This is a genomic window from Sphingomonas corticis, from assembly GCF_012035195.1.
Taxonomy (GTDB): Bacteria; Pseudomonadota; Alphaproteobacteria; order Sphingomonadales; family Sphingomonadaceae; genus Sphingomonas; species Sphingomonas corticis.
Map to the genome: position 1 here is coordinate 195,985 of NZ_JAAVJH010000004.1, position 17,512 is coordinate 213,496.

A 17,512-nucleotide genomic window follows, 5' to 3' on the forward strand; every position below is an offset into this window, starting at 1 on the left:
ACCTCACGCCGCCAGCGCCAGCTCCGGCGTGCCCAGGCCGAAATGGCCGGGATCGTAACGGTGCGGCGGCGTGCGGCTCGCGTCGGTGGCGCGCGCGTAGCGATCCATCCGTGCGACCACGGCCGCGGTGAGCGGCAGGCGCAGCATGGCGTAGACCCGCGCCATCTCCCGCCGCCAGTCGCGCGACATCGCGGCATAGTCGACATCCACGGCGGGCGCCCGTGCCTCCCCGCGCGCTGCGGCCAGGCGCCGCTCGCGCAGCGCCACCTTGCGCCGCCACTCCCGCCCGATCCACAGCGGATCGACCGCGTCCGACTGAAGCGACATCTGGTTGCAGACCAGCGAGGCGGAGGAGGCGATCACCGCGTCGCGGTCGCGGTGCACGCACACCAGCCGGGCATCGGGAAAGGCACGCAGCAGCGCGGGCAGATCCTGGCTGAACTGCGGCACCTTCATGATGAGCGGCCGGTCCCCGCGATCGCCGCGCAGCCAGGCGAGCGTCTGCAGCAGCCGGCGGAACTCGGCGTAGACGGCGGTCGCCTCGTCCGCTTCGACGGCGGCGGTATAGCCCGGCACGCGCCATTGCGCCTCGAACGCCGATCCGAAGAGCAGCAGGTTGTGCAGCCCGATTTCCTCGTCGGGCGCGTGCCAGGCGGTCGGGTGGATCGCGTGGAAGTGCGGGTTCAGCCAGCGCGCGGCAGCCAGCGCCGCCCACCCCTTCAGCTTGCGCTCGTCCGGCCAGCCCGGCGTGCTGCGCGCGGGCAGCGGATTCCAGCTCTCGAAGAAGCGCGTGAAGGTGAGGCGCGGGTCGCAGGCGAGCATCCGCTGCATCCGCGTGGTGCCCGAGCGCATCTGGCCGACGACGACGACCGGCGCGGGAAGCGGCTGCTCCGCGATCGACGGGTGGCGCCGCCACAGCGCGTGCGCGCGAAAGCGGGCGGCCAGCGCGGACACCAGCTGCCCGTGCGCCACCGTGCGGCCCAGCGCGGTCAGTTGCGCCGTGTGTTCGAGATCCTCGGCCAGGCGGTCGAGCCGCCGCCGCCAGCCGATCGCGTCCGCGTCCGGCATCGCGTCCGCGCGCGCCGCCGCCTTGCGCACCAGCGCGGCAGGATCGAGCGAGGGGCGGTCCGCCCAGCCGCGCCGCCACGCGCGATCGAGCATCGCATTGGCGAGGCGAATGCGTGGCGAAGGGGGGAAGGGATGCATCTCCGGCGAACGCGCCACCGCGCCCCCGGTGCCATCGACCGCATCGTTCCGGTCCGCTTTTCAACGCGTTGTCGCGCTGGGCCGGGAATGGTGCTTGCGACGCCGGGCGCTTTGCGGCGTAATCGCGTCGGGCGAACCGCGTCACCGCGGCGTGGGCGCACCGCGATCGGGAGAGGACGGATGGGCGAGGCGGCCTATGACATCGTCGTGCGCGGCGGCACGATCGTCGACGGGACGGGCGGCGTTCCGTTCGAGGGCGACGTCGCCCTCGCCGGCGGCGCGATCGTCCGCGTCGGTGCGGTGGCCGGGCGCGGGCGGGAGGAAATCGACGCACGCGGGCGGCTGGTGACCCCCGGCTTCGTCGACGTCCACACCCATTACGACGGGCAGGCGACCTGGGACGAGCGGATGCAGCCCTCGTCCTGGCACGGCGTGACGACGGTGGTGCAAGGCAATTGCGGCGTCGGCTTCGCGCCGTGCCGTCCCGCCGACCGCGACCGGCTGGTCTATCTGATGGAGGGGGTGGAGGACCTGCCCTATCCGGTGCTGACCGCGGGGCTGCCGTGGGATTGGGAGAGCTTTCCGCAGTATCTCGACAGCCTGTCGCGGCGGCGCTTCGACCTCGACATCGCGACGCAGGTGCCGCACGCCGCGCTGCGCGTCCACGTGATGGGCGCGCGCGGCGTGGCGCGGGAGCCCGCCACCGCGCAGGATATCGCGCGAATGGCGATGCTGGCGCGCGAGGCGGTGGAGGCCGGCGCGCTCGGCTTCTCCACCAGCCGTACGCTCAACCACCGCACCAAGGCAGGCGAGCCGACGCCGACGCTGACCGCGGCGGAGGACGAGCTGACCGGCATCGCCATGGGGCTGGCGGCGGCGAACGGCGGGCGCGGAGCCGGCGTGCTGCAGTTCGTCAGCGACTTCCATCCCGATCCCGTGGCCGAGTTCGCGATGTTCCGCCGCATCGTCGAGCGGTCCGGCCGGCCGCTGTCGTTCAGCCTGGCGCAGAGCCACCAGGCGCCGGAATCGTACCGGCTGCTGCTGCGCGCGCTGGAGGCGGCGGTGGACGCGGGCCTGCCGATGAAGGCGCAGGTGGCGCCACGCGCGGTGGGCGTTCTGTTCGGCCTCGATCTGACGCTCAACCCCTTCAGTGGCCATGACAGCTATCGCGCCGTCGCGGCGCTGCCGTTGGCCGAGCGGGTGCGGGCGATGCGCGATCCCGCTTTCCGCGCGCGGCTGCTGGCAGAGGCGCCGGACGCGGGCGGGCCGTTCGGTCAGGCCGGGTTGGCGAACTGGGCCGGAATGTACCCGTTCGGCCGCGAGGCGCCGGACTATGAACCCGCCGCGGACCGCACCGTCGCCGCCATTGCCGCCGCGGAAGGCCGCGCCCCGCGCGAGGTGGCGCTGGACCACCTGTTGTCGGACGACGGCGGGGGCATCCTCTACCTTCCGTTCCTCGGCTATGCCGACGGCTCGCTCGACGCGGCGTACGAGATGCTGACGCATCGCGACACGGTGCCCGGCCTGTCCGACGGCGGCGCACACGTCGGCATGATCTGCGACGGTAGCTTCCCCACGTCGCTGCTGACGCACTGGACGCGCGACCGCACCCGCGGGCCGCGGCTGCGGGTCGAGGAGGTGGTGAAGCGGCAGGCGGCGGACACCGCCGCGCTGGTCGGCCTCCTAGACCGGGGCCGCATCGCGGAGGGGATGCGCGCCGACCTGAACGTCATCGACTACGACCGGCTGACGCTGATGGCGCCTGAGATCGTCCACGACCTGCCCGCGGGCGGCAAGCGGCTGATGCAGCGCGCGACCGGCTACGTCGCGACGATCGTCGCGGGTGCGATCACCTATCGCGACGGCGAGCCCACCGGCGCGCTGCCCGGCCGCCTGCTGCGCGGCGCGCGTTCGGCCCCGGCGGCGCGGCGGGAGGCGGCATGATGCTGGAACTGTTGCTGATCGCGGCGGCAGCGCCGGCGACGCCCGCGCGGATGGAGCATCTCGCGATCCAGGCCGCCGACCTCGATCGCAGCGCGACCTTCTATCGCCAGGCGTTCGGCCTGCGCGCGATCCCCACGCCGCTGAAGAATCGCCGCTGGCTAGACCTGGGCGGCGGCGTGGCGCTGCATATCCTGGACGGGCGGCAAGCACCCAAGCCTTCGAACCGCAACGAGCATCTCGCGATCCACGTCGACGACCTCGCCACCGTGACGGCGTGGCTGGACCGGCACGGCCTCGTGTGGACGAACCTGGCGGGCACGGCGCGTACGATGCAGACGCGGTTTGACGGCGTGCGGCAGATCTACGTGCAGGATCCCGACGGCTACTGGCTGGAGGTGAGCGACGCGCGGGGTGTGGCCGCACCGTAACGTTTCACGTCCGGCGTGGATCGAAGCGGCGCGCGCTGCGCTAACCCACGTCAACCCCGCGAGGAAGGTCATCGATGCGCGCCGCCGACGTCTTCACCACCCTGCCGATCGAACTGAAGCCCGATCCCGCGCGGACGGTGATCCGCCCGTTCGACTTCGCCTATCCCGCCGCCTTCGCCGACGGGCGGCCGACCCGTCGGCAGGAGGTGACCAGGCGGCTGATGGCGCTGGACCCGGCGATGCGCGAGCGGATGCTGGGCCTGCTGCACGATGCCATGCACCAGCGGCACCGCAACGTGGACGAGGTGTTCCTGCGCCGCTTCGACGAGGTGAAGGGCGACATCGGCGTCGACGTGCCCGCGGCGTGCGACCGCCTGCTGCTCGGCGCCTATTTCAGCCAGGAATATGCGTTCGAGAGCGCCGCCTTGTTCAATCCGTCGATCGTGTCGATCGTCGACCAGGACCCGAACGACGACAGCATCGCCTTCCTCCTGTCGCTGCGCGGGGTGGGCGAGGGGCATATCTCGTCGGTGACGTTCCGGTCGGGCACGTGGGACGGCGCGGACGGGCTGACGATCGATCCCGTCAGCCCGCAGGGCGTACCGCCGCGGATCGAGCAGGACGACGATGCCGGCTGGGTGCGGCTGCGCAACGACGACAGCCAGGACATCTCGGAGACGGTGATCTTCCCCACCCTGCCCAGCCAGCGGCAGGGGGTGGAGGACCTGCGGCTGGTCCACTTCACCGACGACGACGGGACCGAGAGCGTCATCGGCACCTACACCGCGTTCGACGGCCGCGACGCGCGCGCAGAACTGATGCGCGGCATCGACGTGCGCACCTACGAGATGCGGCCGCTGACCGGCGAGATGGCGGCATACAAGGGCATGGCGCTGTTCCCGCGGCGCATCGACGGCAAGTTCGTGATGCTGGGGCGCCAGGACAACGAGAACATCTGGCTGCTGCGGTCCGACGACCTGCACCGGTGGGACACGGGCGAGATCATCATGGGGCCGAAATACCCGTGGGAGTTCGTGCAGATGGGCAATTGCGGGTCGCCGATCGAGATCGACGAGGGCTGGCTGGTCTTCACCCACGGCGTCGGGCTGGTGCGCGGCTATTGTGTCGGTGCCTGCCTGCTGGACAAGGACGATCCGTCGAAGGTGCTGGCGCGCACGCCCTCGCCGCTGCTGTTCCCCAGCGGGGAGCAGCGCGGCGGCTACGTGCCCAACGTGACGTACAGCTGCGGCGCGCTGCTGCACAAACGGCGCATCCTGCTGCCCTATGCCATCGCCGACGAATATTCCGCCTTCGCGGTGGGGAGCGTCGACGACCTGCTGAGCGTGATGGAATAGCCGCGCCGGTTGCCGCGCTATCTGGACAGGTCGGTGAACAGCGACGTGTAATAGGCGATGCCGGGCGCGATGTTGTCGACCGGGGTGCGCTCGTTCAGGCCGTGGCTAAAGTCGTCCGCCTCCTTGATGAAGGTCGGGCTGGCGCCGTAGCTGGGCACGTTATGATACCGGAACCACATGCTGTCGCTCGCGCCCGCCGACATGCTGGGAAAGACCGGCACGCCGGGACGCGTCTTCGCGAGCGCCCTCGTCACCGCGGCGACGAAGTCGCGACGCATCGGCGACGCGTCGTTGGGCACCGATCCCTCGGTCACGTCCCGGAACGCCACGGCGGGCTCGTTCCCCACCCGCTTCAGCTCCGCCATCACCGCCGCGGGCTTCACGCCGGGGAAGATGCGGCAGTTGACGTTGGCGGTCGCGCGCTGCGGCAGCGCGTTGAGCGCGTGCCCGCCCGACACCATCGTCGGCACGCAGGTGGTGCCGATCTGCCCGACATAGGCGGGATTGGCGGCGAGGACCGCGACCGCCTGTTCGTCCTTCGGATCGGCGGCGAAGGCGCGCATCGCCGCGGCGAGCTCGCCGGTCTGCTGCTTCGCCGCCTCGGTGAAGAAGGTGCGCGTCAGGTCGGACACCTGGGGCGTGAAGCGGTAGGCGCCGATCCGCTCCACCGCGCGCGACAGCTGCACGATGGCGTTGTCGGGACGCGGCGCGGAACTGTGGCCGCCGGGGTTGGTGACGGCCAGCTCGAAGTCGGCATAGGTCTTCTCCGCGCCGTTCCAGGTGAAGAACTGCGGCTTCCCGTCCTCGGCATAGCGCCCGCCGCCGCCATCGATGTTGAGCACCAGCTCGGCGTTCTTCAGCTGCTCCGCGATGGCCGCGCTGGTCTTCATGCGCGTCTCCTCGTCGCCGGAGAAGGCGAGCACGATGTCACGCCGCGGGCGATAGCCGTCGCGCTTCATCTTCAGCAGCGCGGCGGTCGCGATGGCGGCGTCCAGCTTCATGTCGGTCGCGCCGCGGCCGTAGAGATAGCCGTTCTCCACCACCGGGGTGAAGGGGTCGCGCTGCCAGTCGGAGGGTCGCGCCTCCACCACGTCGAGGTGGCCGGAGATGACGAGCGGCTTGGCCTTCGGATCGCTGCCGCGCCAGCGCGCCACGAGATAGGCGGTGTCGTCCATCGGCGTCACCGCGATGTCCGCCGCGGGGATGCCGCCCGCGACGAGGACGGAGCGGACGTAATCGGCCAGCTGCGGCATCTGGTTGCCCGGCCCCGCAACGCTGCGGAAGGCGATGGCGCGCTTCGCCATGTCGAGCGCCTGCGCCTCCGCCGCCCGATCGCCCTGTGCCTGCGCCGGGGTGGCGAGCGCGGCGAGGAAGAGGAGAACGGAGGCTCTGGTGGCTGGCATGGCGGCGGTCTCGCGGCGGTGTGATGGCGAGACTAGGAGACGTGGCGGCGAACGCAAGCCGCGCGCGCTAACGCCACACGACCGTGCGCGCGCCGGCGGGCGGCAGGACGAAGCGGAAGCGCGCCGCCTTCTCGCCCACCGTCACCGTCGCGTCGCGCGCGCCGTCGTTGTAGACGAGCAGCACCTTGCCCCCGTCCGCGTTGCGGAAGGCGACGGCGGGCAGCGCGGCGGGGGAGGTCGCCTCGATCCGCGTCGCGCCGGGCCGCACGAAGCGGCTGAGATGGCCCAGCGCGTAATATTCCAGTTCGCGTGCCACCGTCCCCTTCGCCGGATCGATCGTCACCACGCCGCGGCAATTGCCGCAGCCGCCCTTGTGCGGTCCGCCCGACGGGTCGAGCGCCAGGTTCCACAGCAGCACGCCGCGCGCCCAATGCCTCGTCGCGCCGATCATCAGGCCGCGCACCATGTCGCCGAATCCGGTCTTCCACCCCGGCCGCCACCCGCCACCGGAACATTCGGTGAAGTACACGTTCTTCGCCGGATGGCGCTCTCGCACGCGGGACTGCGCTGTCACCTCACCCCCGTAGCAATGCCAGGCGACCCCCTCCACGTACGCGGAGGCGGCCGCGTCGGCGAGCACCGCCTCGGGCTGCTGCGGCTGGTCCCAATTGTGGTCCCATTCCAGCACCCGCGTCGGCAATCCCGCCTGCACCAGCGCGGGTCCGAGGTGCCGGCCGACGAAGCGCGCGCGCCCCGCGGGCGCCCATTTCATGCCGGGGTAGCTGTCGGGCGAGAAGTCGGGCTCGTTCTGTATCGTGACGTAGCGTATCGGCACGCCTTCCGCGCTATACGCCTGAAGATAGCGCACGAAGTAGCGGGCGTAGGCGTCGTAGGCGTCGTCGCGCAGCGTGCCGCCGATCATCGCGTCGCCCGTCTTCATCCAGCCCGGCGGGCTCCACGGGCTGGCCATCACCAGCAGCCGCGGATTGACGCGCAGCGCCGCCTGCACGGTGGGCAGCACGTCCGCCCGGTTGGGCGCGATAGAGAAGCGCGACAGCGCGTCGTCGCGCTGGCCGGCGGGCATGTCGTCGAAGCTGTAATGCGTGGGCGAGAAGTCGGACGCGCCGATCGTCAGCCGGGTGAAATCGAGACCGAGACCGCCGTTCGCGCGGCCGAACAGCTCGGCGATCAGCGCGTCGCGGCGGGCGGGGGGCAGGCGCCGGATCAGGATCGCCGAGGCATCGGTGATCGACGCACCGAAGCCGACCATCGTCTGGTAGCGACGCCCCGGATCGACGGTGATCGTGGCCGCGGTACCCGCGGGCACGCGCGCGACCGGGGCGGGGCGAAGCCGCTGCTTGCCGTCGCCGGTGGTCTGCCAGCTGCGCGGCGCGGGCGCCGCGGCGGTTGTCGCCAGCGCGGCGAGCAGCAGCGCGGCGATGCGCCTCACGGCCGCACCGTCGCGGCGACGAGCGTGGCGGTGCCGGACAGGCTCGCGTCCCCGGCGAAGCGCCCGACCGTCACCGGATAGCGCCCCGCCGCCACGCGCCAGCGCCGCGCGGCGGGCTCGTAATCGGCGATGAAGCGCGGATCGACCGTCACCGTCACGCGGCGCGTCTCGCCGGGTGCCAGCGTCACCCGCTCGAACCCGACCAACCGCTGCGTCGGCGCGGCCCGGCGCCCGGCGAGCGCGTAGACCTGCGGCGTGTCCGCGCCGGCAAGACGCCCCGTGTTCGTCACGTCGAAGCTGACGCGCAGCTGCTTGCCGCCCTCCACGCGCAGACCGCCGTAGCGGAAGCTGGTGTAGGACAGGCCATGGCCGAACGGGAACAGCGGCTTCACGCCGTCGCGCAGGAACCAGCGATAGCCGACCGCCGCCCCCTCCGCATAGGGCACGACCGGTGACAGGTCGCGCTCGACCATGCCGTAGGTGCCGCCGCCGGCGCGTGCCGCATCCGCCGCCTTCATCGCGGCGAGGCCGGGGATGACGGCGCGCGGTGCCTGCTTCTCGTCCGCGGGAAAGGTCATCGGCAGGCGGCCCGACGGGTTCGTCGCGCCGAACAGCAGATTGGCGATCGCCTCGCCGCCGCGCTGGCCGGGATACCACGCCTGCAGCACCGCGGGAACCTTCGCCAGCCACGGCATCAGCACCGGGCCGCCCGTTTCCAGCACCACCACGGTGCGGCGGTTGGCGGCCGCCACCGCGTCGATCGTCGCGTCCTGCGCGTCGGGCAGCGCCAGCGTCTCGATGTCCTGCGCCTCGGTACGCCACTGCCAGGCGAAGACGATGGCGAGGTCCGCCTCGCGCGCCGCCTTCGCCGCGGCGGCCGGGTCGCGCCCGTCGACGTAGGTGACGCGTGCCTGCGGCGCCATCGCGCGGATCGCGGTGAGCGGGGAGGAGGCGTGCCAGGTGACCCGCGCGAACGAGGCCGCCGCGCCTTCCTTCAGCGGGATCTCCACCGGCGCGCCGCCGACCGAGCGCACCTGGCTCGATCCGCCGCCGGACAGGACGCCGACGTCGGCGTGCGCGCCGATCAGGACGATGCGCTTGGCCGTCCGCGCCAGCGGCAGCACGCCGCCCTCGTTCTTCAGCAGCACGCTGCCCTTCTCCGCCGCCTCCTGCGCCACGCGGGCGTGGGCGGCATAGTCGATCGGCTGCGCGCTGGTCGGCACCGGACGGTCGATCAGCCCGGTGGAGACGACGCCGTAGAGGATGCGGCGGTTCATGTCGGCCAGCCGCGCGGCGCTGACCGCCCCCGTCGTGACCGCGTCGGCCAGCGGCTTGCCGAAGAACATCGCCTTGTCCAGCTCGCGGCCGGACTGCTGGTCGAGCCCGGCGTTGACGGCCTTGACCGTCGAATGCACCGCGCCCCAGTCGCTCATCACGAAGCCCTTGTACGCCCAGTCCTGCTTCAGCACGCGGTTCAGCAGGAAGTCGTTCTCGCACGCCCAGTCGCCGTCCAGCTTGTTGTAGGCGCACATCACCGATCCCGGTTTCCCGCGCTCGATCGCGACCTGGAAGGCGAGCAGGTCGCTCTCGCGCAGGTCCGCCTCGCCGATGCGCGCGTCCATCGTCGTGCGCAGCGTCTCCTGCGGATTGAGGACGAAGTGCTTCACCGTCGAGATGATGTTGTTCGACTGCACGCCGCGGATCGATTCGCCCGCCATGATGCCGGACAGCAGGGGATCCTCGCCGAGATATTCGAACGTCCGCCCGCCCCAGGGATCGCGCGTCAGGTTGACGCCGCCCGCCAGCAGCACGTTGAAGGTCTTCGCCCGCGCCTCCGCCCCGATCATCGCGCCGCTGCGGTAGGCGAGGTCGGGATCGAAGCTGGCGGCGAGCGACAGGCTGGCGGGAAGCGCGGTGGCGACGTCGCCCTTGCGCTGCTCGATCTGGTTGGCGACTCCCAGGCTCGCGTCGCTCTCCCGCAGCGTCGGGATGCCCAGGCGCGGCACGCCGGGGACGTAGCCGGCGGACGGGATCATGTCCGCAGGCCGGTCCTTGCTCATCGGCGGGAAGTAGCCGTGGATGTAGCGCAGCTGCTCCTCGCGCGTCATCCGCTCGGCCAGGGCCGCGGCGCGCGTCTCGGCGTCCTGTGCCTGCACCTGCACGGCGGCCGGCAGCACCAGCGTCATCAGCACCGCCCGCGTCTTCGCCTTCATTCGATCCTCCCGTCGCGCTGATTTGGAAGCGCTTCCAATCGGATGGACCGAGCGGCCGGTCCTGTCAACGGGACGGCGCGCCTACCGAGTGCCGTTCGACGATGGAGAAGGGGAGGTATTCGTGCGCGGGCAGCGTACCCGCGGCCTTGCCGGTGCGCGCGGCGGCGATGATGCGCATTGCGCGGCTCGCCATCTCCTGGATCGGCTGGTGCACGGTGGTGAGCGGCGGCCAGACGAGCGCGGACACGGGCGTGTCGTCGAAGCTGGCGATCGACAGGTCGCGCGGCACGTCCAGCCCGTCGCGATGCGCGGCGAACAGCGCGCCCACCGCGGTGTCGTCGTTGGCGCACACCACCGCGGTCGGCGGGTTCGCGCCGGCGATCAGCCCCGGCAGCAGCTCGACGCCCGCGCGAAAGGTGAAATTGCCGCGCACCGCCAGCAGCGCGTCGGCGTCCAGCCCCGCCTCGTCCAGCGCGCGGCGCGTGCCACGGAAGCGCTGCTCCGCCGACAGATGCTCCGCCAGCCCCTGGATGAAGCCGAAGCGGCGATGCCCGCGGTCGAGCAGGTGGCGGGCGAGCGCGTAGCCCGCCGCCTCGTCGTCCATGCCCACCGCCGCACCCGCCGAGGCGGGATCGCCGGGCGAGATGCGGACCGTCGTGGCGTCGCGCTCCACCAGCGCGGACGACAGGTCGGTCCAGTCGGAGAAAGGCGGCGTCAGGATGACGCCGCAGCAGCGGCTGTCGTCGACCAGGTGGAGGATGCGGCGCACCACGTCGCCGCCGCCCTGCGCCAGCGTGTGCGTGACCAGCTCGAACCCGGTCTGCGCGCTGACGCGCAGCGCGCCGATCTCCAGCGCGGACTGGTAGTAGGAATTGGGCTCGTTCTCCGTGTCCGACGCGCAGATCAGCAGCACGGTGCGGTTGGCGCCGCCGGCCAGGAAGCGCGCCTGGAGGTTCACCTGATAGCCCAGTGCCTCCACCGCCTCCGCCACGCGCGCGCGCATCCGGTCGCTGACGTTCGGTCCGTCGTTCAGCACGCGCGACACGGTGGCGCGCGCCACGCCGGAGAGGCGCGCGACATCGTCGATGGTGGGCTTGCGCGCCGTCATGCCGCGCCCTGTGCCGGGTGGATCGCGTGGCGGCAAGCGGGCGCGCTCACGAGGCGGACAGGAAGCTGGCGATCGTCAGCCGCCCGGTCGCCGCGTCGGCCGGCAGCGGGCGGGCGTTGTCGATCGCGGCGCAATGGAGCAGCGCGCTGGGATAGATCACCGCGCGGTTGAAGCGCGCGGGCACCTCGCCGACCGGCTCGAACAGCGGGGTCGCACCGGCGATGTAGCCCGCAGGCGGTTCTCCGTGGGTGCGCAGGTCCGCGGCGAGCGCGTCGAGGTACGCGCGATGGCGGTGCGCGTCGACGGTTTCGAACCCGGTGGTGCGATGGCGGAAGAAGCGCGTGCCGCCCCAGTCCTGCCGTGCGAGATAATGCACCACCGCCAGCTTTCCCGGCGCGACGTCGTCGACGTGCGGCAGCCGCTGCGCCAGCGACAGCGCGGCGGGCGGCGTGACGGTCAGGGAGAAGAGCATCCGGTCGATCGCCAGCCGGTCGGCGAAGCCGAAGACGCGCTTCGCCGCCGCGGCGAGCAGCGGCGCGACCGCGTCGCGATAGCCGGGCCCCACCGGCGCGCGCACGCCGGGATAGTGGCTGCCGGGCGGCCCGAGCGTCGCCGCCACGCCCTCGCGCACCAGCGCCTCGCCATCGGGAGCAAAGTCGTCGACGATCACCACGGGCACGCGCTCGCATCCCACGCGCTCGACATGGATGCGCGGCGCCGTCACGCCGGGTTGACAGCCGCGCGGCGATTGCCGAGCCACACGCGATGGAAGCGCTTCCCGAACATGGCGGCACCGACGCGGCCGGCTTCGCGCGGATTCGTGCCGCGGCGGAACCGGCCGTGCTGCGCGGGCTGGTCGCCGACTGGCCGGTCGTGGCGGCGGGGCGCGGGGAAGGCGTCTGCGGCTACCTTGCCACGCTGGCGGGTGAGGTGCCCGTGCCGGTCGTGCGCGCCGCGCCGGGGGCCGAAGGCCGGCTTCACTATGACCCCGACCTTCGCGGCCCCAACTTCCTGAGAGCGCCCGCCACGCTGCGCGCCTTCCTCGCCGAACTGGAACGCGGCGGTGCGGACACGCTGGCGGTGCAGGGCCTGGACATGCGCGAGGCGCTGCCCGGCTTCGCCGCGGCGCACGCGATGCCGGTGCTGCCCGCAACCGTCGCACCGCGCGCGTGGATCGGCACGGCGGCGGTGGTGGCGACGCACAGCGATCCCCTGGAGAACCTGGCCTGCGTCGCGGCGGGCCATCGCCGCTTCACGCTGTTCCCGCCCGAGGCGGTCGGCGACCTCTACATGGGGCCGTTCCACGTCACGCCGGCGGGGACGCCCGTCAGCATGGTGCACCTGACCGCGCCCGACCTCGCGCGCTATCCGCGCTTCTCCCGCGCGCTGGAGCGGGCGCGGCAGGCGGAGCTGGCGCCGGGCGACGCGATCTACATTCCCTATGGCTGGTATCACCATGTCGAGGCGCTGGACCGCGTCAACATGCTGGTGAACTATTGGTGGGATCCGGCGCGGCGCGACCTGGGCTCGCCGTGGGATGCGCTGATGCACGGCATGATGACGCTGCGGCACCTGCCCGCCGACCAGCGCCGCGCGTGGCGGGCGATGTTCGACCATTACGTCTTCCTCGCCGACGGCGACCCGGGCGAACACCTGCCTGCCGACGCGCGCGGCATCCTGGCGGCGGGCTCGCCCGAGGATATCGCGCGGATGCGTCACGGCCTCATCGCCGCGCTGCAACGGGGGGCGAAGCCGGCATAGCGGGCGCGGCGCAGGTCTTCGCGACGAACGCCTCGTGGGAGGGCATCAGCGCCACGCATTTGGCGATCACCTGCTCGGTATCGGCGAGGTAGCGGTCGACCTCCGTGCGCGGCGTCACCGCGACCAGGGGATCGGGCGCGGCCGGCAGCAGGCCCTGACCGATCATCACCTGGATCCAGCTCTCCTCCGCGAACAGCTCGTCGTCCTCTCTGAAAACGCGACCGTTGGCGGCGAACAGCGCCATCTTGTGCGCGAGCGTATCCGGCACGTCCATGTCGCGCACGTGGCGCCAGAACGGCGTGTCGCCGCGCTCCGTCGCCTTGTAGTGGAGGATGATGAAGTCGCGGATGCGCTCGTACTCGAAGTCGCTCTGCCGGTTGAACTCGGCGATGTTGGCGGGATCGAAGCGCGCATCCGGCATCAGGCGCACCAGCCGCAGGATCGCCGACTGGATCAGGTGAAGCCCGGTCGATTCCAGCGGTTCCAGGAACCCGCCGGACAGGCCGATCGCGACGCAATTCTTCACCCAGGCCGCGCGCCGCCGCCCCGGCACGAAGCGCAGGTGCCGGGGCTCGCCCGCCACCGGCGCGTCGAGATGGGCGAGCAGCATCGCCTCCGCCGTGTCCGCCTCCATCCAGCGGCTGGCATAGACGTGGCCGTTGCCGGTGCGGTGCTGCAGCGGGATGCGCCACTGCCATCCCGCGGGCCGCGCGGTGGAGCGGGTGTAGGGCGTGAAATCGGCCGAGCGCGCGCTCGGCACCGCGACGGCGCGGTCGCACGGCAGCCAGTGCGACCATTCCTCGTAGCCCGCGTGCAGCGCCTGTTCGATCAGCAGCCCGCGGAAGCCCGAGCAGTCGACGAACAGGTCCGCTTCCAGCACCCCGCCGTCGTCCAGCGTGACCGAGCGGATGAAGCCCGACCCCGCATCCTGCGCGACGTGGACGATCCGCCCCTCACGCCGTTCCACCCCGCGCGCGCGCGCCTGTTCGGCGAGATAGGCGGCGTAGAGGCCGGCGTCGAAGTGGAAGGCGTAGGCGATCTGCCCGATCGGACTGTCCGGCATGTCGGCGCGCGGGCGCATGAAGCGGTTGGCCGGCGCGGCGAGCGTGTTGATCGAGAAAAGGTCGAGCGGCCCGACCCGCCCCTCGCGATGCGCAGCCAGCCAGTAATGGTGGCACCGCAGCCATTCCAGGTCGCGCCCGATGACGCCGAAGCCGTGGACGTAGCTGCTGCCGATCCGCGACCAGTCGTTGAACTGGATGCCCAGCTTGAAGCTGCCCTGCGTGCGGCGCAGGAACTCGTCTTCATCGAGGCCGAGAAGCTCGTTGAACTTCTTGATCGCCGGGATGGTCGCCTCGCCGACGCCGACGGTGCCGATCTCGTCCGATTCGACCAGCGTGATCGCGTAGCGACCCTTGAACAGCTTCGACAGGAGGGCGGCCGTCATCCAGCCGGCCGACCCCCCGCCCGCGATCAGGATGCGTCGAAGCTCGCCCATCCCGCGCACCCTACGCCGCGGCGATCAGAAGCGGTAGTTGACGCCGAGCAGGAACTGTCGCCCGTACTTCTCGTAGGTCTCGAGCAGCGCGCCCCCATCCGACGTCTGCGTGCCACCGCCGTCGAGGCCGAGGCGGGTGCGATAGGGCGAGTTGGTGAGGTTGTTCACCTGGAACAGCACGCCCAGCCCCTCGAGCGCGCCCGACTGGAAGGTGTAGCCGAGCTGCGCGTCCACCTGCTTGTCCGCCAGGATCTCCGTGAATCCGCGGGTCGCGAACAGCTGCACCACCTCGCCCTTGAAGCCGGAGCGGTAGCGCTGGCTGATGCGCGCCTGGAAGCCGTCGCGCTCGTAATAGCCGGTGACGTTGTAGACCGTGCCGGACAGGCCGGGGATGCGGACCGCCTGCGTCGGATCGGGATTGGACGTGGGGTTCAGGTTCGATTCGGTCAGCGACAGGCTGCCCTGCACGCCCAGCCCGTCGAGGAACGAGGTGACGGTGCCGAAGTTGAACGCGCCGCTGAACTCCAGCCCCTTCACCGTGCCGCCGTTGCCGTTGGCGGGCAGCGTGATCTGTCCGATGTTGCTGATGACGACGCCGGGCGGGATCGCCGACGCGGTGGTCGGCAGCGGGATGCCGCTGAAATCGAACGTGCCCGACTGCTGGTAGATGTACGTCTTGATGTCCTTGTAGAAGCCCGCGATCGCCACGTAGGTCGTCGGGTTGACGTACCATTCGTAGCTGGCGTCCAGCGCGTTGGCGCGCCACGGCTTCAGCTTCGCGTTGCCGCCCGACGCCGACCACGGGTTCACGACCGTGCCCGGAGAACAGGTCTGGCCGGAGCAGACCAGGGAGTTGAACCCGGGCGACACGTTCGCGCGCAGGTCGTCCATGCGCGGGCGCGCCATCGTCTTCGACGCGGCGAAGCGCAGCCGGTGCCCGCCGCCCATGTCGAGGATCAGGTTCAGGCTGGGCAGCACGTCGGTATAGTCGGCACCGTCGCGGATGCGCTGCGGCACGATCGGCTGGCCGGGCTCCAGCCCGTTGATGACGACGCCGGTCGAGCGCTGCGTCTGGTTGACCACCTGCACGCCGACGTTGCCGCGCAGCCGCCACCAGTCGATCCCCGCCTTCACGTGCCAGGTGATGACGTCCTCGGTGATCTGCCAGTTCTTGTCGTAGTAATTGGCGTCGCGGATCGGCGTGATGTCGTAATAGCGGTCGAGCAGCTTGGACGGATCGAACGCCAGCGTCGGGCCGAAGCCGGAGAAGCCGAGGTCCGGCGACCGCTCGATGAACGCCGCGTCGACCAGCACCTGCTGCCGCCCGTTCTTCAGGAACAGGTCGTTGTCGTCGACGGTCTTCTCCTTCGTGCGGTGGGTCCAGTTCACGCCCGCGTCGAAGTCGCTGAAGAAGCCCTCCACCTCATGGTTGAGGCGCAGGTCCATGGCGTACACCTTCTCCTCCACCTCGGGAAAGCGGATGGCGCCGTCATGGCCCCACCCGCCCCAGGGTGCGCGATCGCCGAGCGATACGCGCGCCGCATCGGCGTAGTTCAACCCCTCGTCATAGGTCGGGAAGCCGTCGGCGGGCGTGGTGAAGCCGATGTTGTCCAGCGTGCGGCCGACGCCAGGGGTGTCGGGCGTCACCCCGCCGGTGCCCAGGCCGTAGCCCGCGTAGGTCTCCATGATCTGCTCGCGCCGGTTGTTCATCGAATAGGACAGGTCGGCGAAGAACTTCGTCCGGTCGTCCAGCGCGAATTCGTTGTTCAGCCCGGCGGAGAACAGCTCGTCCCGCCGCTTGTTGTTGTCGTTGCGGATGATCGGCACCGCCCCGTTCGCCGTACCCGAGATCGCGACCGAGGAGCCGCCGCGATCCTCCGTCGCGACGTCGGTGAAGGTCAGTCCGTCGGCGAAGGGATTGGAGAACCACTGCGCGCCGCGCGTGATCTCGTTCTGCTTGAACTTCGAGTAATAGACGTCGAGCGTGGAGTGGACCACGTCGCTCGGCTGCCATTCGAGGATGCCGATGAAGGCGTCGCGTACGTTGGAGCGCGACGTGACGAAAATCTCCTGCCCGTTGATGAGCAGCGATCCGTCCGCGCTGTCGGGACGCACGATGTTGATCGGCGCGCCGTTGGCGTCGGTCTGGTCGCCGAACGCCTCGTAGCCATAGGCCTTGTAGTGGCGATTGCCCGACGGCGAGTCGATCCGCGCGTAGCCGAGCGCGATGCCCAGCGTGCCGCCGGCGAACTGGTCGATGTAGCTGGCGCTGACGCGATAGCCCGCATTGCGCACGTCGTCGTTCAGCTTGCCGCCTTCGGTCTTCTCGCCGCGCGCGTTGAACGCGAAGGCGCGCTTGCCGAAGGTGAGCGGGCGGACGGTGCGCAGGTCCGCGGTGCCCGACAGGCCCATGCCGGCGATCTGCGCGTCGGGCGTCTTGTAGATGACGACGCTGGAGAGCAGCTCGGCCGGATACTGGTCGAATTCCACCGCGCGGTTGTCGCCCGAACTCGCCTGCTGGCGGCCGTTGAGCAGCGTGGTCGTGAAATCGGGGGCGAGGCCGCGGATCGAGATCACCTGTGCGCGGCCGGCCACGCGCTGCGCGGCGAGGCCGGGGAGGCGGGCGATCGATTCGGCGATCGACACGTCGGGCAGCTTGCCGATGTCCTCGGCGGAGATCGCCTCGACGATGGAGGTCTCGTCGCGCTTCAGACTGATCGAATCGGCGATGGCGCGGCGGATGCCGGTGACGACCAGATCCTCGCCCTGCTCGCCCGCGCCGTCCTCGCGCTGGGCGACCGGGGTGGAGGGGGTGGCCGTCTGCTCAGTCGCGCTGCCCGGCGAGCCGGGCACCGGCGCCGCAGCCTCCTGCGCGGTCGCGGGCAGCGCCAGCGCGGTCGACGCCATCAAGGCGGACAACAGCGTCGCGACCCCGCGCATCTCGTTTCCGGCCATGTTTTTCCTCCCCCGTAACGGCCGGTTTCCGCCGGCGCCTTGTCCCTGAACGCTCAATTGGGAGCGCTTCCAATCGAGTAGCACAAACTTACGCGGGCGCAATGGATTTCCGATCCTTCGCCCGCGCCAGCAGGTTGCTGCCAATTTGGTCGGACGAACAAAAAACTGGAAAGGGTCGGGAAAACGTGGTC

At 71.1% G+C, this 17,512-nt stretch carries 12 protein-coding genes; 4 read left to right on the forward strand and 8 right to left on the reverse strand.

What is annotated here, in order from left to right:
- Positions 1-3: 3 nt before the first annotated feature.
- Entirely contained in the window at positions 4-1,224 is a 1,221-nt protein-coding gene (locus HBH26_RS08185; RefSeq protein WP_168134101.1) for a sulfotransferase, read from the reverse strand.
- Between the two features lie 162 nt (positions 1,225-1,386).
- On the opposite strand from HBH26_RS08185, the gene HBH26_RS08190 reads away from it, so the two are divergent.
- From HBH26_RS08190 to HBH26_RS08200, 3 genes are all read left to right on the forward strand, one after another.
- On the forward strand, positions 1,387-3,150 hold the full coding sequence (locus tag HBH26_RS08190) for an N-acyl-D-amino-acid deacylase family protein (protein ID WP_168134102.1): 1,764 nt from the start codon (positions 1,387-1,389) through the stop codon (positions 3,148-3,150).
- Positions 3,147-3,578 (forward strand): VOC family protein, encoded by a 432-nt coding sequence (locus HBH26_RS08195; RefSeq protein ID WP_168134103.1) that lies wholly within the window; start codon positions 3,147-3,149, stop codon positions 3,576-3,578. The genes HBH26_RS08190 and HBH26_RS08195 overlap by 4 nt, the downstream gene beginning before the upstream one ends.
- Positions 3,579-3,652: 74 nt before the next feature.
- Positions 3,653-4,933, forward strand: coding sequence for a glycoside hydrolase family 130 protein (locus tag HBH26_RS08200; RefSeq protein ID WP_168134104.1), 1,281 nt, complete (start codon positions 3,653-3,655; stop codon positions 4,931-4,933).
- 17 nt (positions 4,934-4,950) lie between these two features.
- Here the strand turns inward: HBH26_RS08200 and HBH26_RS08205 are convergent, their stop codons facing one another.
- The 5 genes from HBH26_RS08205 to HBH26_RS08225 all read right to left on the reverse strand — a co-directional run bounded on the left by HBH26_RS08205 (position 4,951) and on the right by HBH26_RS08225 (position 11,831).
- The gene (locus tag HBH26_RS08205; protein WP_168134105.1) at positions 4,951-6,336 is read right to left on the reverse strand and encodes a M20/M25/M40 family metallo-hydrolase; all 1,386 of its coding nucleotides are present in this window, start codon (positions 6,334-6,336) and stop codon (positions 4,951-4,953) included.
- A 67-nt stretch (positions 6,337-6,403) separates the two neighbouring features.
- Positions 6,404-7,786, reverse strand: a complete 1,383-nt coding sequence (locus HBH26_RS08210) for a glycoside hydrolase family 30 protein (RefSeq protein WP_209308427.1) — start codon at positions 7,784-7,786, stop codon at positions 6,404-6,406.
- Positions 7,783-9,999 carry a beta-glucosidase gene (locus HBH26_RS08215; protein ID WP_168134106.1) on the reverse strand — a complete coding sequence of 739 codons (2,217 nt, stop codon included), beginning with the start codon at positions 9,997-9,999 and terminating at the stop codon, positions 7,783-7,785. Before HBH26_RS08215 ends, HBH26_RS08210 begins: the two co-directional genes overlap by 4 nt.
- Positions 10,000-10,063: 64 nt before the next feature.
- Positions 10,064-11,107, reverse strand: coding sequence for a LacI family DNA-binding transcriptional regulator (locus HBH26_RS08220; RefSeq protein ID WP_168134107.1), 1,044 nt, complete (start codon positions 11,105-11,107; stop codon positions 10,064-10,066).
- A 46-nt stretch (positions 11,108-11,153) separates the two neighbouring features.
- On the reverse strand, positions 11,154-11,831 hold the full coding sequence (locus HBH26_RS08225; RefSeq protein WP_168134108.1) for a DUF6445 family protein: 678 nt from the start codon (positions 11,829-11,831) through the stop codon (positions 11,154-11,156).
- A gap of 41 nt (positions 11,832-11,872) precedes the next feature.
- Here HBH26_RS08225 and HBH26_RS08230 point away from each other — a divergent pair, with 41 nt between their 5' ends.
- The gene (locus HBH26_RS08230) at positions 11,873-12,868 is read left to right on the forward strand and encodes a cupin-like domain-containing protein (RefSeq protein ID WP_168134109.1); all 996 of its coding nucleotides are present in this window, start codon (positions 11,873-11,875) and stop codon (positions 12,866-12,868) included.
- On the opposite strand, the gene HBH26_RS08235 is transcribed toward HBH26_RS08230, so the two are convergent.
- Positions 12,831-14,366 carry a tryptophan halogenase family protein gene (locus HBH26_RS08235; protein ID WP_168134110.1) on the reverse strand — a complete coding sequence of 512 codons (1,536 nt, stop codon included), beginning with the start codon at positions 14,364-14,366 and terminating at the stop codon, positions 12,831-12,833. The two genes, HBH26_RS08230 and HBH26_RS08235, sit on opposite strands and share 38 nt — an antisense overlap.
- A gap of 24 nt (positions 14,367-14,390) precedes the next feature.
- On the reverse strand, positions 14,391-17,321 hold the full coding sequence (locus tag HBH26_RS08240) for a TonB-dependent receptor (RefSeq protein WP_209308428.1): 2,931 nt from the start codon (positions 17,319-17,321) through the stop codon (positions 14,391-14,393).
- Positions 17,322-17,512 lie beyond the last annotated feature (191 nt).